Source organism: Shewanella subflava (genome assembly GCF_025971955.1).
Taxonomy (GTDB): domain Bacteria; phylum Pseudomonadota; class Gammaproteobacteria; order Enterobacterales; family Shewanellaceae; genus Shewanella; species Shewanella subflava.
Genome location: NZ_JAPDMX010000028.1, coordinates 251,915 through 268,827 on the forward strand (window position 1 = coordinate 251,915; position 16,913 = coordinate 268,827).

Sequence of the window (16,913 nt, forward strand, 5' to 3'; positions counted from 1 at the left end):
GTAACCTTAAACGAGTTTTATACAAATAGAATTGCTGAATAATATATCACGTCAGAATAGGCTTTGTGAAAACTCTCTTCATTCTCTTGCACGATAGTCGGGCTTAAGTCGATTTTACTGATTTTTAAACTAGCTTAGTCTCCCGTTTTTTGGCATTTTACCGTTCGATTTTGTAACACAAGTTGTGAGGGCTTGAGAACGAATGGGCAAAAAAAATGCACACCCTAAGGTGTGCAAAATCACAAGCAAACGGGTTTATCGGCTTCAGTCGATAAAGTTTAAAATACCTAATGCGGCATCACGACCTTCAGCAATTGCTGTAACAACAAGATCGGATCCTCGCACCATATCCCCACCAGCAAACACTTTAGGGTTTGTTGTTTGAAAAGGATTAGCATCTGTTTTGGACGCTTTTACGAGTCCCCATTCATTGGTTTCAATACCAAAATCTGCAAACCAAGCGGCAGGACTGGCCTGGAAACCAAAGGCAACGATAACCGCATCGGCCTCGAGTATTTGTTCACTTCCTGCAATTATTTCAGCACGGCGACGTCCTGTGGCATCGGCTTCACCCATTTGAGTTTCAACGCACTCAATCCCCACTACAACACCATTGTCAGCTTTAACGGCAACAGGCTGGCGATTAAATAAGAATTTTACGCCTTCTTCGCGTGCGTTTTGGACCTCACGAACTGAACCTGGCATATTGGCCTCGTCACGACGATAAGCACAGGTAACGCTTTTTGCGCCCTGACGGACAGCTGTGCGAACACAATCCATTGCGGTGTCACCTCCACCCAGCACCACCACATTTTTACCTTCTAGGCTAATGTAAGGTGTGGCCGCATCCGAGGTCCCCATCACTTTGTGCGTGTTACCAATCAAATAGGGAAGGGCTTGTAAAACACCTGTGGCATCTTCATTAGGTAATTTAGCAGGCATGGCGGTATAGGTCCCCATGCCTAAGAAAACAGCATCGTATTCGTCTAACAAACTTTGGAAGCTAATATCTTTGCCGACAGTGGTATTCAATTTGAACTGGATACCCATGCCTTCCATCACCGAGCGGCGAGTTGCCATGACGTTTTTATCTAATTTAAAAGATGGAATACCGTACGTGAGTAGACCACCAATTTGAGGGTACTTGTCATACACCACCGCCTGCACACCGTTACGGGCAAGAATATCAGCACAGCCTAAACCCGCAGGACCCGCGCCGATAATGGCAACACGTTCTTTACGTGGTGTTACATTGCTTAAGTCTGGGCGCCAACCTTGGGAGATAGCCGTGTCAGTGATGTATTTCTCGACATTACCAATTGTCACAGCCCCAAACTCTTCGTTGAGGGTACAAGCGCCTTCACATAATCTGTCTTGAGGACATACACGACCACAAATCTCTGGCAGGGTATTAGTTTCATGGACTAAGTCTGCCGCTTCCATAATACGTCCTTGCTTGGCCAAATTAAGCCAGTTAGGGATATAGTTATGTAATGGGCATTTCCATTCACAATAAGGGTTGCCACAATCCAAACAGCGATCGGCTTGACTGCTCACTTGTGGTTGAGTAAACGGCTGATAAATCTCAATAAACTGAGTCGCACGTTTTTCTGCGGCATGCTTGGTTGGATCAACACGACCAACTTCGATAAATTGAAAATCATTACTCATGTTTATTATCCCGCCTTAACAACTAATTCAGGGCTTTTCTGCTCTATTTTTAACAGATCAGCAACGGCAATATTTTTAGGTTTAACCAGTACGAAACAGTCAATCCAATTGTCAAAATCACTTAAAATCATATTGGCATGTTCACTGCCTGTTTCAGCGACATGGGCTTCAATTAAGCCTTTTAAGTGTTGACGATGAATGGTTGATTCGACTTTTAAGGTATCGACTAATTCGGTATTTACACGGCGATTAAAGCGGCCGAATTGATCAAATACATACGCAAATCCTCCTGTCATACCCGCGCCGAAGTTAACACCGGTTTTACCTAGCACGACAATGATCCCGCTGGTCATGTATTCACAGCCGTTATCACCTAAACCTTCGACCACAGCAATTGCACCTGAGTTTCGCACTGCAAAACGCTCACCCGCTTGACCAGCTGCAAATAATTTACCGCCAGTCGCACCGTATAAACAGGTATTACCTACAATGGCACTTCGCTCAGATTGAAATGGGCTGCCAATAGGAGGATGAATAACAATCTTCCCGCCTGACATACCTTTACCAACGTAGTCATTGGCATCACCACATAATTTGAGGTTTAACCCTGGGCTATTCCATACCCCAAAGCTCTGGCCTGCGCTGCCACTAAAACCTAGCGATATAGGTTCTTTGGTACCCGCAACACCATGCACTGTGGCTATGTAGCCCGATAGCGTTGCGCCCACAGAGCGGTCAGTGTTATTGATGGCATATTGGTATGCATATGCCTCACCCGAATCCACAGCATGCTTGCAATCGGCTAGCAAGGTTTGGTTTAGCTGGCCAACATCTGATGGCGGGTTAATTTCTTTCCAAGTGAGTGATGATGAGCTGGGCACCACTGGTTTATATAAAATAGGGGCAAGATCTAAGCCTTGTTGCTTAGCCGTTTGACCTTCAAGTTCATGTAACCATTCGCTACGGCCGACTAAATCTTCAAATTGGCTTACACCCAATGCCGCCATCCATTCACGGACTTCCTGTGCCACAAATTCAAAGTAAGTCATTACTCGCTCGGGTAAGCCATGGTAATGATTGTCACGCAGGTTTTTGTCTTGGGTTGCAACGCCGGTAGCGCAGTTATTTAAATGGCAAATACGCAGGTATTTACAACCTAACGCGATCATGGGCACGGTACCAAAACCGAAACTTTCAGCCCCTAGCAGCGCTGCTTTAATCACATCGGTACCGGTTTTTAAGCCGCCATCAACCTGTAAACGGATTTTATGGCGTAAGCCATTTTCAACCAAAGATTGTTGCACTTCAGCTAGGCCCAGCTCCCATGGTGAGCCAGCGTATTTAACGGAAGTAATTGGACTTGCACCAGTACCGCCATCATAGCCGGAGATGGTGATCATATCGGCGTATGCTTTGGCTACACCTGTGGCAATTGTTCCAACGCCAGGCTCTGACACTAACTTCACAGAAACCAGTGCTGTTGGGTTAATTTGTTTTAAGTCGAAAATCAGCTGGGCTAAATCTTCAATTGAATAAATGTCGTGGTGAGGCGGAGGTGAAATGAGTGTTACGCCAGGACGCGCATGACGTAATCCAGCGATTTCAACACTGACTTTGTGACCGGGTAATTGACCACCTTCACCGGGTTTTGCACCTTGGGCGACTTTGATTTGTAACACATCAGCATTCACAAGGTAGTGGGCGGTGACACCAAAGCGACCAGAAGCAATTTGCTTAATGGCTGAGTTACGCTCGCTGTTAAAACGACGCGCGTCTTCTCCACCTTCTCCTGAGTTAGAGCGACCGCCTAAGCGGTTCATCGCAACGGCTAATGCCTCATGCGCTTCAGGGCTTAAAGCACCAATACTCATAGCTGCGCTATCGAAGCGAGTGTACAAATGGCTAGCATCTTCCACTTTGTCTAAGTCGATTGCGGCTTGAGTGCCTTTGATGCCAATTAAGTCTCGTAGGGTGGCAATTGGGCGTTCATCAACAAGCTTGGCAAACTGTTTGTATGCTGGATAATCTTTATTTTTTAATGATGCTTGAAGCGTGTTAACCACATCTGGGTTAAAGCTGTGGTATTCACCACCTTCAACATATTTAAGTAATCCACCTTGAGGCAGTGGCACATGCGCACGATAAGCTGCGGTATGCAGTATTTTTTGATCGTCAGCAATATGGCTAAAACTAGCACCTTCAATGCGGCTTATCACGCCTTTAAAGCACAATTCAATTACGTCACTGGCTAAGCCGACAGCTTCAAACTGTTGGCTACAACGATAGGAACCAACGGTACTGATCCCCATTTTTGACATGATTTTACGCAGGCCTTTTTCAATGCCGTAACGGAAGTTAAGCATTAGACTGGTAATATCTTCAACCGCATGTTGCTTGGCCATGGCCGCAATCGATTCATAGGCAAGGTAAGGGTATATAGCAGTCGCACCAAAGCCGAGTAATACCGCAAAATGGTGGGGATCTCGCGCTGACGCGGTTTCAACAATGATGTTGGTATCGCAACGTAAACTTTTATCAACTAAGCGTGTTTGAACCGCACCGACAGCCATAGCCGCAGGAATAACCTGCGCATTCTTGTCGACAGCACGATCTGATAGGATAAGCAGTGTTGTGCCACTTCTGGCTAAACGTTCTGCTTCATCGGTAATACGATGAATGGCTTGCTCCAGTGTTTCGTGACCGTCGTAGTTTAAATCGACAGTGTTAGCGCGATAGTTGGTGCTGTCTAAGCCGAGTAACTGGTTAAAATCACTGAATAATAAAATTGGCGAGTTAAACATAACGCGATATGCGTTGCCTGTGGTTTCGCTAAATAAGTTTTGCTCGCGCCCTACACAAGTTGCCAGTGACATCACGTGTTTTTCACGTAATGGGTCAATGGGTGGATTGGTTACCTGAGCAAATTTCTGGCGGAAATAGTCATACAGCGAACGTGATTTTTTAGACAATACCGCCATCGGGGTATCATCACCCATTGATCCAATCGCTTCCTCACCTTTGCTGGCTAATACCCAAATCACTTGTTCTAACTCTTCACGAGTAAATCCAAACTGTTTTTGGTACTGTAATAGGGTTTTAGCATCAAAACGGCTAGAACCTTGCTTGCTAGGCTCAGTTTGCTCTGCAGGGATCAATGTTTGGCTGTTTTTTGCCATCCATTCTTTGTATGGGTGACGACGTTTCAAGTCATTATCGATTTCAAATGATTGGTGTAAGCGACCATTTAAGGTATCAAGTACCAATAACTCACCAGGGCCTACACGGCCTTTCTCGATGACCTCATCAGCTGCGTAATCCCAAATGCCTACCTCAGAAGCCAAGGTAAGAATGCGATCTTTAGTGATAACGTAACGCGATGGGCGCAAACCATTACGGTCAACCGCACAGGCGGCATAACGGCCATTAGTCATTACGATACCCGCAGGGCCATCCCATGGTTCCATGTGCATAGAGTTAAAGTCGTAGAAGGCCTTTAACTCGTCATCCATTTCAGGGTTTGATTGCCACGCTGGTGGAATAAGCAAACGCATGGCACGGTATAGGTCCATACCACCCGATAACAACATTTCTAGCATGTTATCCAGAGATGAAGAATCAGAGCCGGTTTCATTCACAAATGGCGCGGCTTGTTGTAAATCTGGTAGCAATGGCGAATTAAATTTATAAGCACGTGCGCGAGCCCATTGGCGATTACCGGTAATGGTATTGATTTCACCATTGTGCGCTAAATAGCGAAAGGGTTGAGCCAAAGGCCATTTAGGTGAGGTATTGGTTGAAAAGCGCTGGTGGAATAAGCAAATAGCACTTTTTAAACGAATGTCGGCTAGGTCTAAATAAAATGATGGCAAGTCCGCAGGCATCATTAGGCCTTTATAGACAATAACCTGACCAGATAAGCTGGCAACATAAAAGTCGTTATCATTAACAATTTGTTGTTCAAGGCGACGACGCGCCATATACAGACGACGTTCTAAGTCTTTTTCACGCCAACCGACAGGCGCATTAATGAGAACCTGATAAATTTGTGGCAAGCTATTACGGCCAATTTCACCCAATACGTCAGGATTAATGGGAACTTTGCGCCAACCCGCAACACTTAGTGTTTCTCGTTGTAATTCTTTTTCTAAAATAAACTTCGCTTCGTCAGCTTTTTGCTGATCTTGACTAAGAAACAGCATGCCTACAGCGAATTTTCGACTTAAGTGCCAGTCATTCTCTGCTGCAATGGCTTCAAAAAATTGGGTCGGCATTTGCATTAATAGACCACATCCATCACCTGTGCGTCCATCGGATGCAATACCACCACGGTGTTTCATGCGATCGAGCCCATGAATTGCAGTGCGCACGATTCTGTGGCTGGCATCGCCATCCATTTGTGCAATCAATCCAAACCCGCAATTGTCCCGTTCGAAACTGGGATGATATAAGCTCATACAAAAACCCCCTAAAACCTTTACTGATACGACTCGGGGTAAATGTGAAGAAATTCCATAGATATGCACCCGAACCTCTCAAATTAAACTGAGTTAGTACAAAGGTCAAACGCATTTATTGTATTATTCTGAAATATTATTACCAACTAATTGTAATATTTTATCATGTTTACGTTAACGTCAACTGTGGTTTTGCCTGTATAACGTTATGAATAAAAAGAATTTTAATATATTGCAGTTTTGTTTGTAACTTTTTGGTAACAAGGTGGGTAAATTGTTTTTGAAATAGAAATAGTGAATTTTATTCCAAACACAGTGGCAGTGGGTATAAATGCTGTTTGTGACTAAATATTCACTTTTAGTAATTTAAAATTTATTGATGTTGTTTTAAACAATCTTTAACTGTTTACAGTCTTTACACTGGGCCTTGGTTAAACTCGCTTTCTTTGATTTAAATCTAAGTTTGCTGTTTGATTTTATCCTAAATTAAGCGCCGTTTTGCAATAGGGTAGAGGTTAAATATGGGCTTAGATGATTTCGTCAATACTTACGGCGCGGATTGTAAAAGGCGTTATGGTAAAAGACTAAAAAAGCTCACTATAGATGCTAAATTCACCTGTCCTAACAGAGATGGCACATTGGGTGTAGGAGGCTGTAGTTTTTGTAATGTGGCTTCTTTTCATGAAAAGCAGGGGGAATTGCAGTCAATTGCAGTCCAACTTGATTCGGCTAAAATGAACTTGAAAGAAAATCCTCGTGCAAGCAGTAGCCATAGTGACAGTCAATATATTGCTTACTTTCAGGCTTACACATCAACATATGAAGAATATCAGCAGTTAAAAACTAAATATGATCAAGCCATACAGGATTCACAAATTGTGGCATTACACATTGGCACAAGGCCCGATTGTGTCCCTGATGATGTATTAGATTTGCTGGTGAGTTACCAAAAATCGGGTGTTGAGGTTTGGTTAGAGTTGGGTCTGCAAACTGCAAACAATCAGACGTTGAAAAGTATTAATCGAGGGCACGATTTTGCCGCATACCAAGATGCAGCTACCCGAGCGCGCATGCGCGGACTTAAAGTGTGTTGTCACCTGATTTTGGGGTTACCTAATGAAACGTTAACGGATTATATGTCTAGCCTGAAACAGGTTTTAGCTGTGGGGGTTGATGGATTGAAATTACATCCTCTACATATTGTTGAAGGCAGTACCATGGCCAAACAATGGCGCTATAAACCTTTTTCACTTTTAAGTATTCAAGATTATGCCGAAGCAGCTACTGAGTTGATCTGCAATACACCAAAACACATCATTTATCATAGAGTCACGGCATACGCTAAAAAACCTTTATTAATCGCGCCACAGTGGTGTGGGTTCAGATGGGATGGATTGGTCGCCATTGTTGATTTATTAGCTGTGAAAGGAGAACAGGGAAGTGCACTCATTGGTAACAGTAAAAATTGTTCTCTGTAGTAGGTTTATGATAAGTGGCGCTATTTTATATTTATATGGCTGAATGTATGACGTTTTAATCGTAATTGTTAAGATGTTTTTTTCGCCATGATGAATAGTTGTTTGTACAATTGTTATCAGTTTGTTGGCTGTGCGAGGTTTAGCACACATACACTGCTGAAAGCTTGCATAGGGCAAAAGACGGGGTATTATAAAGTTAATTTAATAGATTGCGATTTAGAATTTTAATTTAATAGAGGTGCCCTACATGTCCGCAACGCAGTTAGATGCTATTTTAGATCTGAATACTCTTGAGCAATATATCAGTGCAATCGGAGCAGGCACGTTATTGAAAAGTGTCGTGTTATTTGAACAATTAATGCCTGAATATGTTGGTAGTTTAGTTAAAGCAAATGACGCTGGCGATAAAGAGACATTGTGCTCAGAAGCTCATAAATTCAAAGGGGCAGCAGGTTCTGTTGGTTTGAAGCGTATTCAGCAGTTTGCCCAGTCGCTTCAGCATGGCGAAGAAACCACATGGGATGCCGAGCATAAAGTGTGGTTAGCAGGTATTGTTGAACATGCAGAACGTGATTTACAGCAATTGAAGTTATTCTTAGAAGCGAAAGCTTAATTTCTCGATACCAATTGCAGCTATAAAGCGAATTGACATGCTCCTTAATATAAGGAGCATTTTTTTATCATTTTTACTGATTTTGTGGAATTGCTCATCATACTGACCTTGTCATTCTGGCGTTGTTAATTCATTATTTGAATTACCTTGGTCTTATATAATCGATTACATGAAAAACCTTCCTAGTCTTAAGAACCTGTATTATTTGGTTAACTTATACCAAGAGCAGAATTTCAATCGCGCCGCCAAAATTTGTTTTGTTAGTCAATCAACTTTATCCAGTGGCATTCAAAATTTAGAAGAACAATTGGGTTACCAACTGATTGAACGTGATCATAAATCATTCATGTTTACGGCAATTGGCGAAGAAGTGGTTGAACGTGCTCGTGATATTTTAACTAATGTTGATGATTTGGTTGAGTTAGTTAAAAATCAGGGGGCACCAATGACGGGCGAAATTCGTCTAGGCTGCATACCCACCATCGCGCCTTTTTTACTCAGTAGAGTGGTCAAGCTTTGCCAACAAGAATACCCACAATTGTCTTTATTATTGAAAGAAGACACCACAGAGCGTTTACTTGATGCTTTGGCAAAAGGAGAGCTTGATTTATTGATTTTGGCTTTACCGGTCGATACCAGTGGTTTTCATAGCATGAAAGTCGGGATTGATCCTTTTAAAATGGTGATGCATCAGGAGATGTCCCATGATGTGGTACAGCCAATTGATTATCAATCTATGCCTGATGAAAGTATCTTTTTATTGCAGGCAGAGCATTGTATCACTGGTCATGCTATTACGGCTTGCCAGTTAGGCGATAGCGCAAAAATCAACCCATTTGCGGCCACAAGCTTGCATACTTTAGTGCAGATGGTTAATAGCAAGCTGGGCACAACCTTTTTACCGCAAATGGCGATTGATGCGGGTATTTTGAAAGACACTGAACTTAAAGTGATGGACCCACCAGGTGAGGCGCCTTATCGTGATATCGGTTTAGTATGGCGGCAAACCACTAGCAGGATCAGCACTTTTAGAACCTTAGGCTTAGCTATTCAACAAAAGTTGATGCCACAAGTGCTTGCTAAAAAATAGCGGTTAACGATTAAAGCTTGATGTCGTGTTTTTTGGGGAAACAGCATAAACTTCAATAGGATGCTGTTTTCCTTTTAGCGGTATTAAGCCAAGATCTTGCAATTGATAATTGCTGCCCTGTTGTTCCAAACGGTGTGCTAAATCCCCTGATAACAGCATGCGTTGGCCAAGGGGATTACATTGATCTTGCAGACGGGCGAGGGTATTTAATACGTCACTAAAGAAGCTTATTTCTTGTTTGTGTACGCCAACTACAGCAGCAACAACCTGACCACAATGAGCTGCAGCCTTAAACTTCGGTACGAACCCATATTGTTCTTCAAAGTATTTTCTTTGCCATTGAAGTTCATTACAAAATTCATAATAAATATTCATGCAGCGATCGTGTTGGATCCCTTCTTTTAATGGCCAATGGATCAGCACAGCATCACCCATATAACGATAAATTTCGGCATCGTTCCTGATCACAGTATCTGCCAGTAAACTAAAACTATCTTGAATTAATCTTGAAAAGCGGTAGTCACCTAATGACTCAGCATGTGAGGTTGAAGACGCCATGTCTAAAAATAAAAATAAGCGCTGTTCATATCTGGGTTTGTGATATTTACCCAGTCCAATATTAAGTAAAACTCTTGGTCCTACCAATAACCCCATTTGTTCAATAAACGCAAGCCCGACTCTAACCACAACTAGATAAACAACTAACGCTTGAAATGAAGGGCTATAAAGCACATGTGCGGTTAGCATTTGGCGCAAGGTTACCATATGGTTCTCAATTGCCCACATGTTCAAAAATTGCGTCACATAAGCTAAGGTTGTTGCACCAAGTAGTAAGAATAACCCTTTGAATATGACTGAAAAAAGATAGGGAAGACGGCTAATTGCGCTGAAATCGGCAATAAGGTTAGACATCCAATGAAGGCTGCCAAATACAAAGCCCATAAAAATGGCCAGTGTTGCGAGATCGCCTTGGCCAACGGCCCATTGCGGGAGTTCTGGCATTTGTGCGTAACGAAAAAAAACAAATGCGGCCATAGCAAAGCACCAAGCTAATATGGCAAACGCGAGTTTTTTAACTTGCTTCTTGGCTTTCACGGTTAGAAGTTTAATCCGAAGTGGGCTGCAAAGGAGGCGGCATTTTAACGAAAAAACCCTACTTGTGTTAGTGGTAATTGTGATTTAGATCAAGAGATGTCCATAAAACGTTACTTTTAGCCAAAGTTCCTCCTTGTAGCATGAAAAAAGATAAGCTCTGTTAGCCGTTATGATGCCGTATTAATGGCAAAAGCATTACTGAGAATTTTTTGGGTAAAGGGAATTTTTAAATAAAAACCACGTGGATTGGATAATTGTAATTTTCCATCAGGTCCAATGCTTTCTGTTAATGTATGGCTGTTAGCGGCTTTAGGGCGTAATTGCAGTACTTCACCGTGGCGGGCGGTGATATTATCCACATGACCTAAAGCTATTTTTTCCATAATCTCTTCCCAATCTTGTTTGAGTAAAGCCATTTCTTTTAGGGAGGGCGACCAAAGTAGTGGGGTTCCTATACGTCTTTGCCCTACAGGGATATGACGATCGCCTTCAATTGGTACCCATAAAACACATCGAAGCTTATGAAATACCACACTTTGCTCCCATGTTAGACCATGAATGTCAGTTAATGGCGCAACTGTCACATAAGTGGTTTCTAATGGCTTTCCTTGCTTGTCTATCGGGATCGTTTTTAATTCTACCCCCAAATGGATGAAATCAGGTTCGGGTTTTGAACCCGCTAATGCACCAAGCTCTAATTCAATGAGCTGTCCTACCCAGCCTTTATCTCGCCGAAGGTTGTTAGGTACGGGAATATGATGCTCTGCGGCTATGTCAGCTAAAGATATTCCGGCCATTGCATTGGCTCGTAACATCAATTCATGGATATTTTTAGGCGCTGGTTTTGTCATAAAGGTTAGTCACCCGAACTTTGGTTAATCAATCTATCTGCAGCAGCTATATTCAGCGCTAACATTATTAATGCCTTAGCTAACCTCAAACTGAATTAAGTGAAATCAAGTATGTGGTTTAGGTTATCAATATCAGCATCAAGTGCAACTCTTTGTCATTATATTGTTTTCCTAGAGCAGAAAATCATAGTCTGTTGATTAATGTGGACTAGATGCTTTTAACTTGGTGTGGTTAAAATATGCTCACTAAAATATGGGTAAGTTATTCACGCTAAAAATGATCTTTTAAGTTTATGAAAATAAGACATTTAAATGCATTTTGTTTTTCAGATAATGGCCTTTTAAAAAAGTTACACGCTTTTATCCCTAGTATTTCACACATAGTTATCCACAGTTTTGTTGAATAACACGCTAAAGTTATTGTCTTAACCGATGTAAAATCTATCGTCAATGACTTTTTTATTGAAAAAAAGGCTTTTTTTATAAATATTCGCTTGTTATTTGTGAATAAGTTTTATTGTGTCAATGAGGTTTGTAGAATAACTTTAAGTGCGGTTAAAAAATGAGCTTCAAGGTTTTTTAATACTTTACATATTTAATTTTAAATTATAATGTATTGTTTATAAATAATTTTTGTTGATGGTTGTTTTTTTAAAACAAGTCGGTCACGACTGTTTTTTTAACCAAATATCTTAGTTTACGGAAGTTTCAAACAGAGATATCCACAGATTTTGTGGATAACGCACAGTTGTAATGGTTTCTGCTGTTGATAAAATTGCATTTAATTTATATTTATCCCAAATTATGTTGAAAATAGGTGTTTGCCGATAGCCAAGCTTTGTGAAACAATCACATCAATGAAATTTTTGTGAATTTGGAGTCCATGTGATTGATAGCGACGGCTTTCGCGCAAATGTGGGCATCATTATCTGTAACAAGTTCGGTCAAGTTATGTGGGCAAGACGTTTTGGTCAGCATTCTTGGCAATTTCCACAAGGTGGGCTTGATGAAGGCGAAACTGCTGAGCAAGCCATGTATAGAGAATTATATGAAGAAGTCGGTCTTTTACCTGAACACGTTCAAATTCTGACAACTTCGCGTGCTTGGTTACGTTATCGTTTACCAAAGCGATTAATTCGGCAAGACAGCAAGCCTGTGTGTATTGGACAAAAACAGAAATGGTTTTTGCTACAACTAAAGGGACATGATAACACTATTAACTTGAATTCATCGGGTCATCCAGAGTTTGATGATTGGCGTTGGGTGAGTTATTGGTATCCTGTTAGGCAAGTGGTGTCATTTAAACGAGATGTTTATCGTAAGGTGATGAAAGAGTTTGCAGTCACAACTTTAGCGCTGCAAGCCAGGGAAGTTCATCAAAATAGACGAAGAGGCCGTAACCGAAATTAACTGCCATTATTAAAGGATGAGAAAAAAGTGTTAAATACACTTAGGGACATTACACAGGCTGTCGCTGCGGCTAATTCGTTAGACGTAGCGCTTGATTTATTGGTTGTGCAAACCAAACAAGCGATGGCAACCCAGTGTTGTTCTGTTTATCTTTTAGAGCAGAAACAGCTAGTGCTTTGGGCAACTGAAGGACTTCAGCGTTCTGCTATTGGTCATGTGAAAATGCCCTTGTCACAAGGGTTGGTTGGATTAGCGGCTGAGCGTGAAGAAGCAATCAATCTTGCTGATGCTAGAGTGCATCCCCGTTTTAAATTATTCCCCGAAGTTGAAGAAGAAGAATATCGCGCTTTTCTGGCCGTACCCATCATTTATCAAAAAATGGTTGTGGGTGTCATCGTCGTGCAACAACCTGATGCCAGACAGTTTAGCGAGGGTGAAGAAGCCTTTTTGATGACGCTAGCTGCGCAGCTGGCAGTGGTGATCCGCAGTTTAAAAAATAGAGCGGCTATCACCAATGTACAAGATAAAGTGGTATTTAGTGGTACCACAGCCTCAAGCGGTATCGCCATTGCAAAAGGGTTTGTGCTTGGAGGTGCAATATCACTCGAACAAGCTGATTTAGCTTGTGAAGATATAGCTTATGAAACACAGCGAATTAAACTTGCAATTAACCGCAGCAGAGACAGATTAAACACCCTTTCGCAACGTTTTGAACATGATCAAGCTGACGATGTCGCCTCAATTTTTTCGGCTTTTAAAATGTTACTTGATGACAGTAGCCTTGGCGGTGAATATGTTCGTGAAGTGACAGGCGGATGGCGAGCCGAATCTGCGGTTAGTCGGGTTTCTATTCGTTATATCGAACAATTCTTGGCGATGGATGACCCCTATCTAAAAGAACGTGCAAGCGATATTCGTGAGTTAGGCCAAAAAGTATTACGCCAGCTTATTGAACCCGATCGATTAGAATTAGAACCCGATACACCTGTAATTTTGGTTGCTAAAGAGGTCGATGCCACTATGTTGGCTGAGTTTCCTCGACATAAATTAGCCGGCATTGTCACTAAATTAGGCGGGGTCAATGCGCATGCTGCCATTCTTGCTCGCGCACTGGGCGTGCCTGCTTTAATTGGGGTTGAACAGGTTTTAGACACCAACATCGATAATAAATTGTTGGTGTTGAACGCGACTCGTGGTCAGTTGCTCGTGTCGCCTTCTCCAACAGTGGTTGATGAGTATCGGGTGCTGATCAATGCTGATGTAGAGAAGCAAAAGCGTTTTTCTGCTGAGCTTTGTCTGCCTGCAAAAACATTAGATGGCAGGCGTATTCATCTATACCTCAATGCTGGCTTATTAAGTGGCATGGAATCAAACATAGCTGACGGTGCCGATGGCATTGGTTTATATCGTACTGAAATTCCGTTTATGCTGCATCAACGTTTTCCGAGCGAAGCTGAACAAATTAAGGTTTATCAGCAAGTGCTTAACGTGGCAGGAACCAGGCCGGTTGTTATGCGCACTCTTGATGTAGGTGGTGATAAGCCATTACCCTATTTCCCGATCAAAGAAGATAATCCTTTTCTTGGTTGGCGTGGAATTCGATTGTCTTTAGATCATCCAGAGCTTTTTTTAGTGCAATTAAGAGCAATGCTGCAAGCGGGTGGATCAGGTAAGCAATTGCAAATCCTCTTACCTATGGTCAGTAATTTAGATGAAATAGATCAAACCTTGGAATATTTAGACCAAGCTTATGAAGAGCTTAATGTTGAATTGGCAGGAGTATTGACTCGTCCTAAAATTGGCGTGATGTTAGAAGTGCCAGCATTGCTTTATCAATTAGCTGACGTGGCCAAAAGGGTCGATTTTGTTTCCGTCGGAAGTAACGATTTAACCCAATATTTATTGGCGGTGGATCGTAATAACCCCAGTGTAAGTTCTTTGTTTGATAGTTATCACCCCGGTATTTTACGTGCATTAAAACGTGCATTAGATGAATGCCAACAATACAAATTAGATGTGAGTGTTTGTGGTGAACTTGCTGGCGAGCCCTATGGCGCTTTGCTTTTGGTCGCTATGGGTTATACGAAACTCAGCATGAACCAAGCAAGCCTAGCACGAATTAATTATCTACTCAGGCGTGTGTCATGCCGTCATCTTAACTTGTTATTAGAGCGTTGTTTGGCTGTCTCAAATGCCACGCAAGTGAGGCAACTGCTACAAACATTTACTGTGCAGCATCAATTGGAAGATATATTGCATTAACCCGCAGGTCATTTTTAGGGGACAACCTTGGATAATTTTCTACTTATTTTTGCTATTTGTTTAGCATTAGGTTCTTTAGTGGGTTTTTTAGCTGGGTTACTGGGTATTGGCGGAGGGCTTATTATTGTTCCAGCCCTGCTGTATATTTTGCCTTGGGTGGGAGTCACCTCTTCGCAATTAACTCATGTGGCGATAGCAACCTCGCTTAGCACGATTATTTTAACTTCTTTATCTTCTGCTACCGCGCATCACCGACGCGGAAATATTCCTTGGGCGTTATTTAAACCCATTTTACCCGGCATTATTATCGGGGCACTTTCAGCGGGATTTGTATCTGAGTTAATCTCGTCTGATCGATTGCAGCAAGCTTTTGCTGTTTTTGTGGTGTTAATGGCTTTGCAAATGGCTTTTCCGTTTAAAGCTAAGGGTGAAGGACAAATGCCTGGCGATGGTGTGTTGTTTATTGTCTCTGTGATTATCGCATTAGTTGCTGGAATGATGGGCATTGGTGGTGGCGTATTATTGGTGCCTTTTTTAAGTTATTGTGGTTTACAAATGAAGCAGGCTGTGGGGTTTTCATCAGCCACGGGCTTCTTGATTGCGATAGCTGGCACGATAGGCTACGTTGTAGCCGGCTTTGATGCGCCTGATTTACCTTCTGGCACCTTAGGGTATATTTATCTACCAGCGTTATTTGGCATTATTATTAGTTCAATGATCTTTGCGCCATTTGGCGTTAAAGCCGCTAGCACGTTACCCACACCAAAACTAAAAAAGGCCTTTGCAGGCCTGTTATTGGTTGTGGGGCTAAAAATGATATTCAGTTAAGTAGTGGTTTACTAAACAGAATTTGAATACATTCTACACCGCAAAAGGATATTGAATCGCATCGTGGTGCTGGTATCCTTTAACTTCAAAATCATCTAATGTGACCCAAGTTTCAATATCTTTAAGGCTCTTAATATCAGGGTTGATAATCAACTGCGGGGCAGCGAAAGGTTCACGCTTGAGTTGAATATCGCGCATGGGCGCTAGTTGATCTTCATAAATATGGGCATTAACAATTTTGTGATAAGCCTTACCAGGTTTTTTACCGGTTATTTGCGCCATTAATGCCAATAATACGTAAACTTGAACCATATTAAAGTTTAACCCAAGTGGCACATCACAACTGCGCTGGGTACTGTTTAGATATAAGGTGTCACCTAATAATGAAAAATGATGTTCATACATGCATGGGCGTAAGCAGCCTAAGTCAAATGCCCCAGGGTGTAAAAAGGTCAGGATTTCACCACGATTATCGACCCCTTTAGTCAGATCATCAACAATACCTTGTAGCAAATCAACATGGCCTCCATTAGGTTTTGGAAACGCTCGCCCTAATGCGCCGTAAATTAATCCTAAATCATCTTCGCCTTTGCGATGAGGGTTCTTCAACCATGCCTCGTTTAAGTTTGCGTTAGCATCCCAGGTTTTGGTTCCTAAAGCACGAAAATCAGCCGCACTTTGGTAACCACGCATATAACCAATAATTTCAGCAATTGCAGATTTCCAGTAGCTTTTCCGGGTGGTAACTAGTGGAAATTGATGATTGGCAACATCGTATGTCAGATCTGCATTAATGACGGTTAAACAACGTTTATTTGTCCGTTCATTATTAATCCAAACGCCTTCATTAACGATACGCTGGCAAAGGTCCAAATATTGTTTCATGGTGTCCCTGATTTCATTGTGCGTTATCTGCTGAGTATACCTTTGTGTTGTTGACGCTTAAACCCAATCTTTTACTAAAATGAACTTCACAGCCATTTTTAATACTGATTGAAAAATGTTTTTTTAACATTTATGTTGTATTTATCTGCAAATGGATTAGTGATTGAAGTGTAAATTAACATTAGATTTATTAGTTTACAGCGCTTTTAGGGGCATTTACTCAGTAAAAACGACTAAATGTGAGCTCGATTCGGTTTTTTCGATGTATTAGCTCGA

11 protein-coding genes are annotated in these 16,913 nt (G+C 41.9%); 6 read left to right on the plus strand and 5 right to left on the minus strand.

All coding sequences use genetic code 11. The features are described from left to right. Positions 1–264: 264 nt before the first annotated feature. Positions 265–1,671, minus strand: a complete 1,407-nt coding sequence (locus OHT75_RS12815; RefSeq protein WP_264727206.1) for an FAD-dependent oxidoreductase — start codon at positions 1,669–1,671, stop codon at positions 265–267. 5 nt (positions 1,672–1,676) lie between these two features. Next, positions 1,677–6,125, minus strand: coding sequence for a glutamate synthase large subunit (gene gltB, locus OHT75_RS12820; protein WP_264727208.1), 4,449 nt, complete (start codon positions 6,123–6,125; stop codon positions 1,677–1,679). A gap of 521 nt (positions 6,126–6,646) precedes the next feature. Here gltB and OHT75_RS12825 point away from each other — a divergent pair. From OHT75_RS12825 to oxyR, 3 genes are all read left to right on the plus strand, one after another. After that, positions 6,647–7,603, plus strand: coding sequence for a TIGR01212 family radical SAM protein (locus tag OHT75_RS12825; RefSeq protein ID WP_264727210.1), 957 nt, complete (start codon positions 6,647–6,649; stop codon positions 7,601–7,603). 247 nt (positions 7,604–7,850) lie between these two features. Continuing rightward, a complete protein-coding gene (locus OHT75_RS12830; protein WP_264727212.1) occupies positions 7,851–8,216 on the plus strand; it encodes an Hpt domain-containing protein in 366 nt (121 codons plus the stop codon). 169 nt (positions 8,217–8,385) lie between these two features. Beyond that, positions 8,386–9,306 (plus strand): hydrogen peroxide-inducible genes transcriptional activator OxyR, encoded by a 921-nt coding sequence (gene oxyR / locus OHT75_RS12835; RefSeq protein WP_264727214.1) that lies wholly within the window; start codon positions 8,386–8,388, stop codon positions 9,304–9,306. A gap of 3 nt (positions 9,307–9,309) precedes the next feature. Here oxyR and OHT75_RS12840 read toward each other — a convergent pair whose 3' ends face one another. Together OHT75_RS12840 and mutH are read right to left on the minus strand one after the other, a co-directional pair. Continuing rightward, positions 9,310–10,341: an adenylate/guanylate cyclase domain-containing protein gene (locus OHT75_RS12840; RefSeq protein WP_406682021.1), complete on the minus strand. Its 1,032-nt coding sequence runs from the start codon at positions 10,339–10,341 to the stop codon at positions 9,310–9,312. 227 nt (positions 10,342–10,568) lie between these two features. Beyond that, positions 10,569–11,252, minus strand: a complete 684-nt coding sequence (gene mutH, locus OHT75_RS12845) for a DNA mismatch repair endonuclease MutH (protein ID WP_264727219.1) — start codon at positions 11,250–11,252, stop codon at positions 10,569–10,571. A gap of 885 nt (positions 11,253–12,137) precedes the next feature. Between mutH and rppH the strand changes: the two genes are divergently transcribed. The 3 genes from rppH to OHT75_RS12860 are packed head-to-tail and all read left to right on the plus strand — an operon-like array spanning position 12,138 to position 15,752. Then, positions 12,138–12,662, plus strand: a complete 525-nt coding sequence (rppH, locus tag OHT75_RS12850) for an RNA pyrophosphohydrolase (protein WP_261297540.1) — start codon at positions 12,138–12,140, stop codon at positions 12,660–12,662. Positions 12,663–12,689: 27 nt separating this feature from the next. After that, positions 12,690–14,924 (plus strand): phosphoenolpyruvate--protein phosphotransferase, encoded by a 2,235-nt coding sequence (gene ptsP, locus OHT75_RS12855; protein ID WP_264727222.1) that lies wholly within the window; start codon positions 12,690–12,692, stop codon positions 14,922–14,924. Between the two features lie 27 nt (positions 14,925–14,951). Then, entirely contained in the window at positions 14,952–15,752 is an 801-nt protein-coding gene (locus tag OHT75_RS12860; RefSeq protein ID WP_264727224.1) for a sulfite exporter TauE/SafE family protein, read from the plus strand. A gap of 33 nt (positions 15,753–15,785) precedes the next feature. Here the strand turns inward: OHT75_RS12860 and OHT75_RS12865 are convergent, their stop codons facing one another. Further along, on the minus strand, positions 15,786–16,637 hold the full coding sequence (locus OHT75_RS12865) for a thymidylate synthase (RefSeq protein WP_264727227.1): 852 nt from the start codon (positions 16,635–16,637) through the stop codon (positions 15,786–15,788). Positions 16,638–16,913: the final 276 nt, after the last annotated feature.

Coding starts and splice junctions, on each gene's coding strand:
- mutH (WP_264727219.1), bottom strand. CDS start 11,252: ATGACAAAACCAGCGCCTAAAAATATCCATGAATTGATGTTACGAGCC.
- gltB (WP_264727208.1), bottom strand. CDS start 6,125: ATGAGCTTATATCATCCCAGTTTCGAACGGGACAATTGCGGGTTTGGA.
- OHT75_RS12815 (WP_264727206.1), bottom strand. CDS start 1,671: ATGAGTAATGATTTTCAATTTATCGAAGTTGGTCGTGTTGATCCAACC.
- OHT75_RS12830 (WP_264727212.1), top strand. CDS start 7,851: ATGTCCGCAACGCAGTTAGATGCTATTTTAGATCTGAATACTCTTGAG.
- oxyR (WP_264727214.1), top strand. CDS start 8,386: ATGAAAAACCTTCCTAGTCTTAAGAACCTGTATTATTTGGTTAACTTA.
- OHT75_RS12865 (WP_264727227.1), bottom strand. CDS start 16,637: ATGAAACAATATTTGGACCTTTGCCAGCGTATCGTTAATGAAGGCGTT.
- OHT75_RS12825 (WP_264727210.1), top strand. CDS start 6,647: ATGGGCTTAGATGATTTCGTCAATACTTACGGCGCGGATTGTAAAAGG.
- OHT75_RS12840 (WP_406682021.1), bottom strand. CDS start 10,341: ATGGCCGCATTTGTTTTTTTTCGTTACGCACAAATGCCAGAACTCCCG.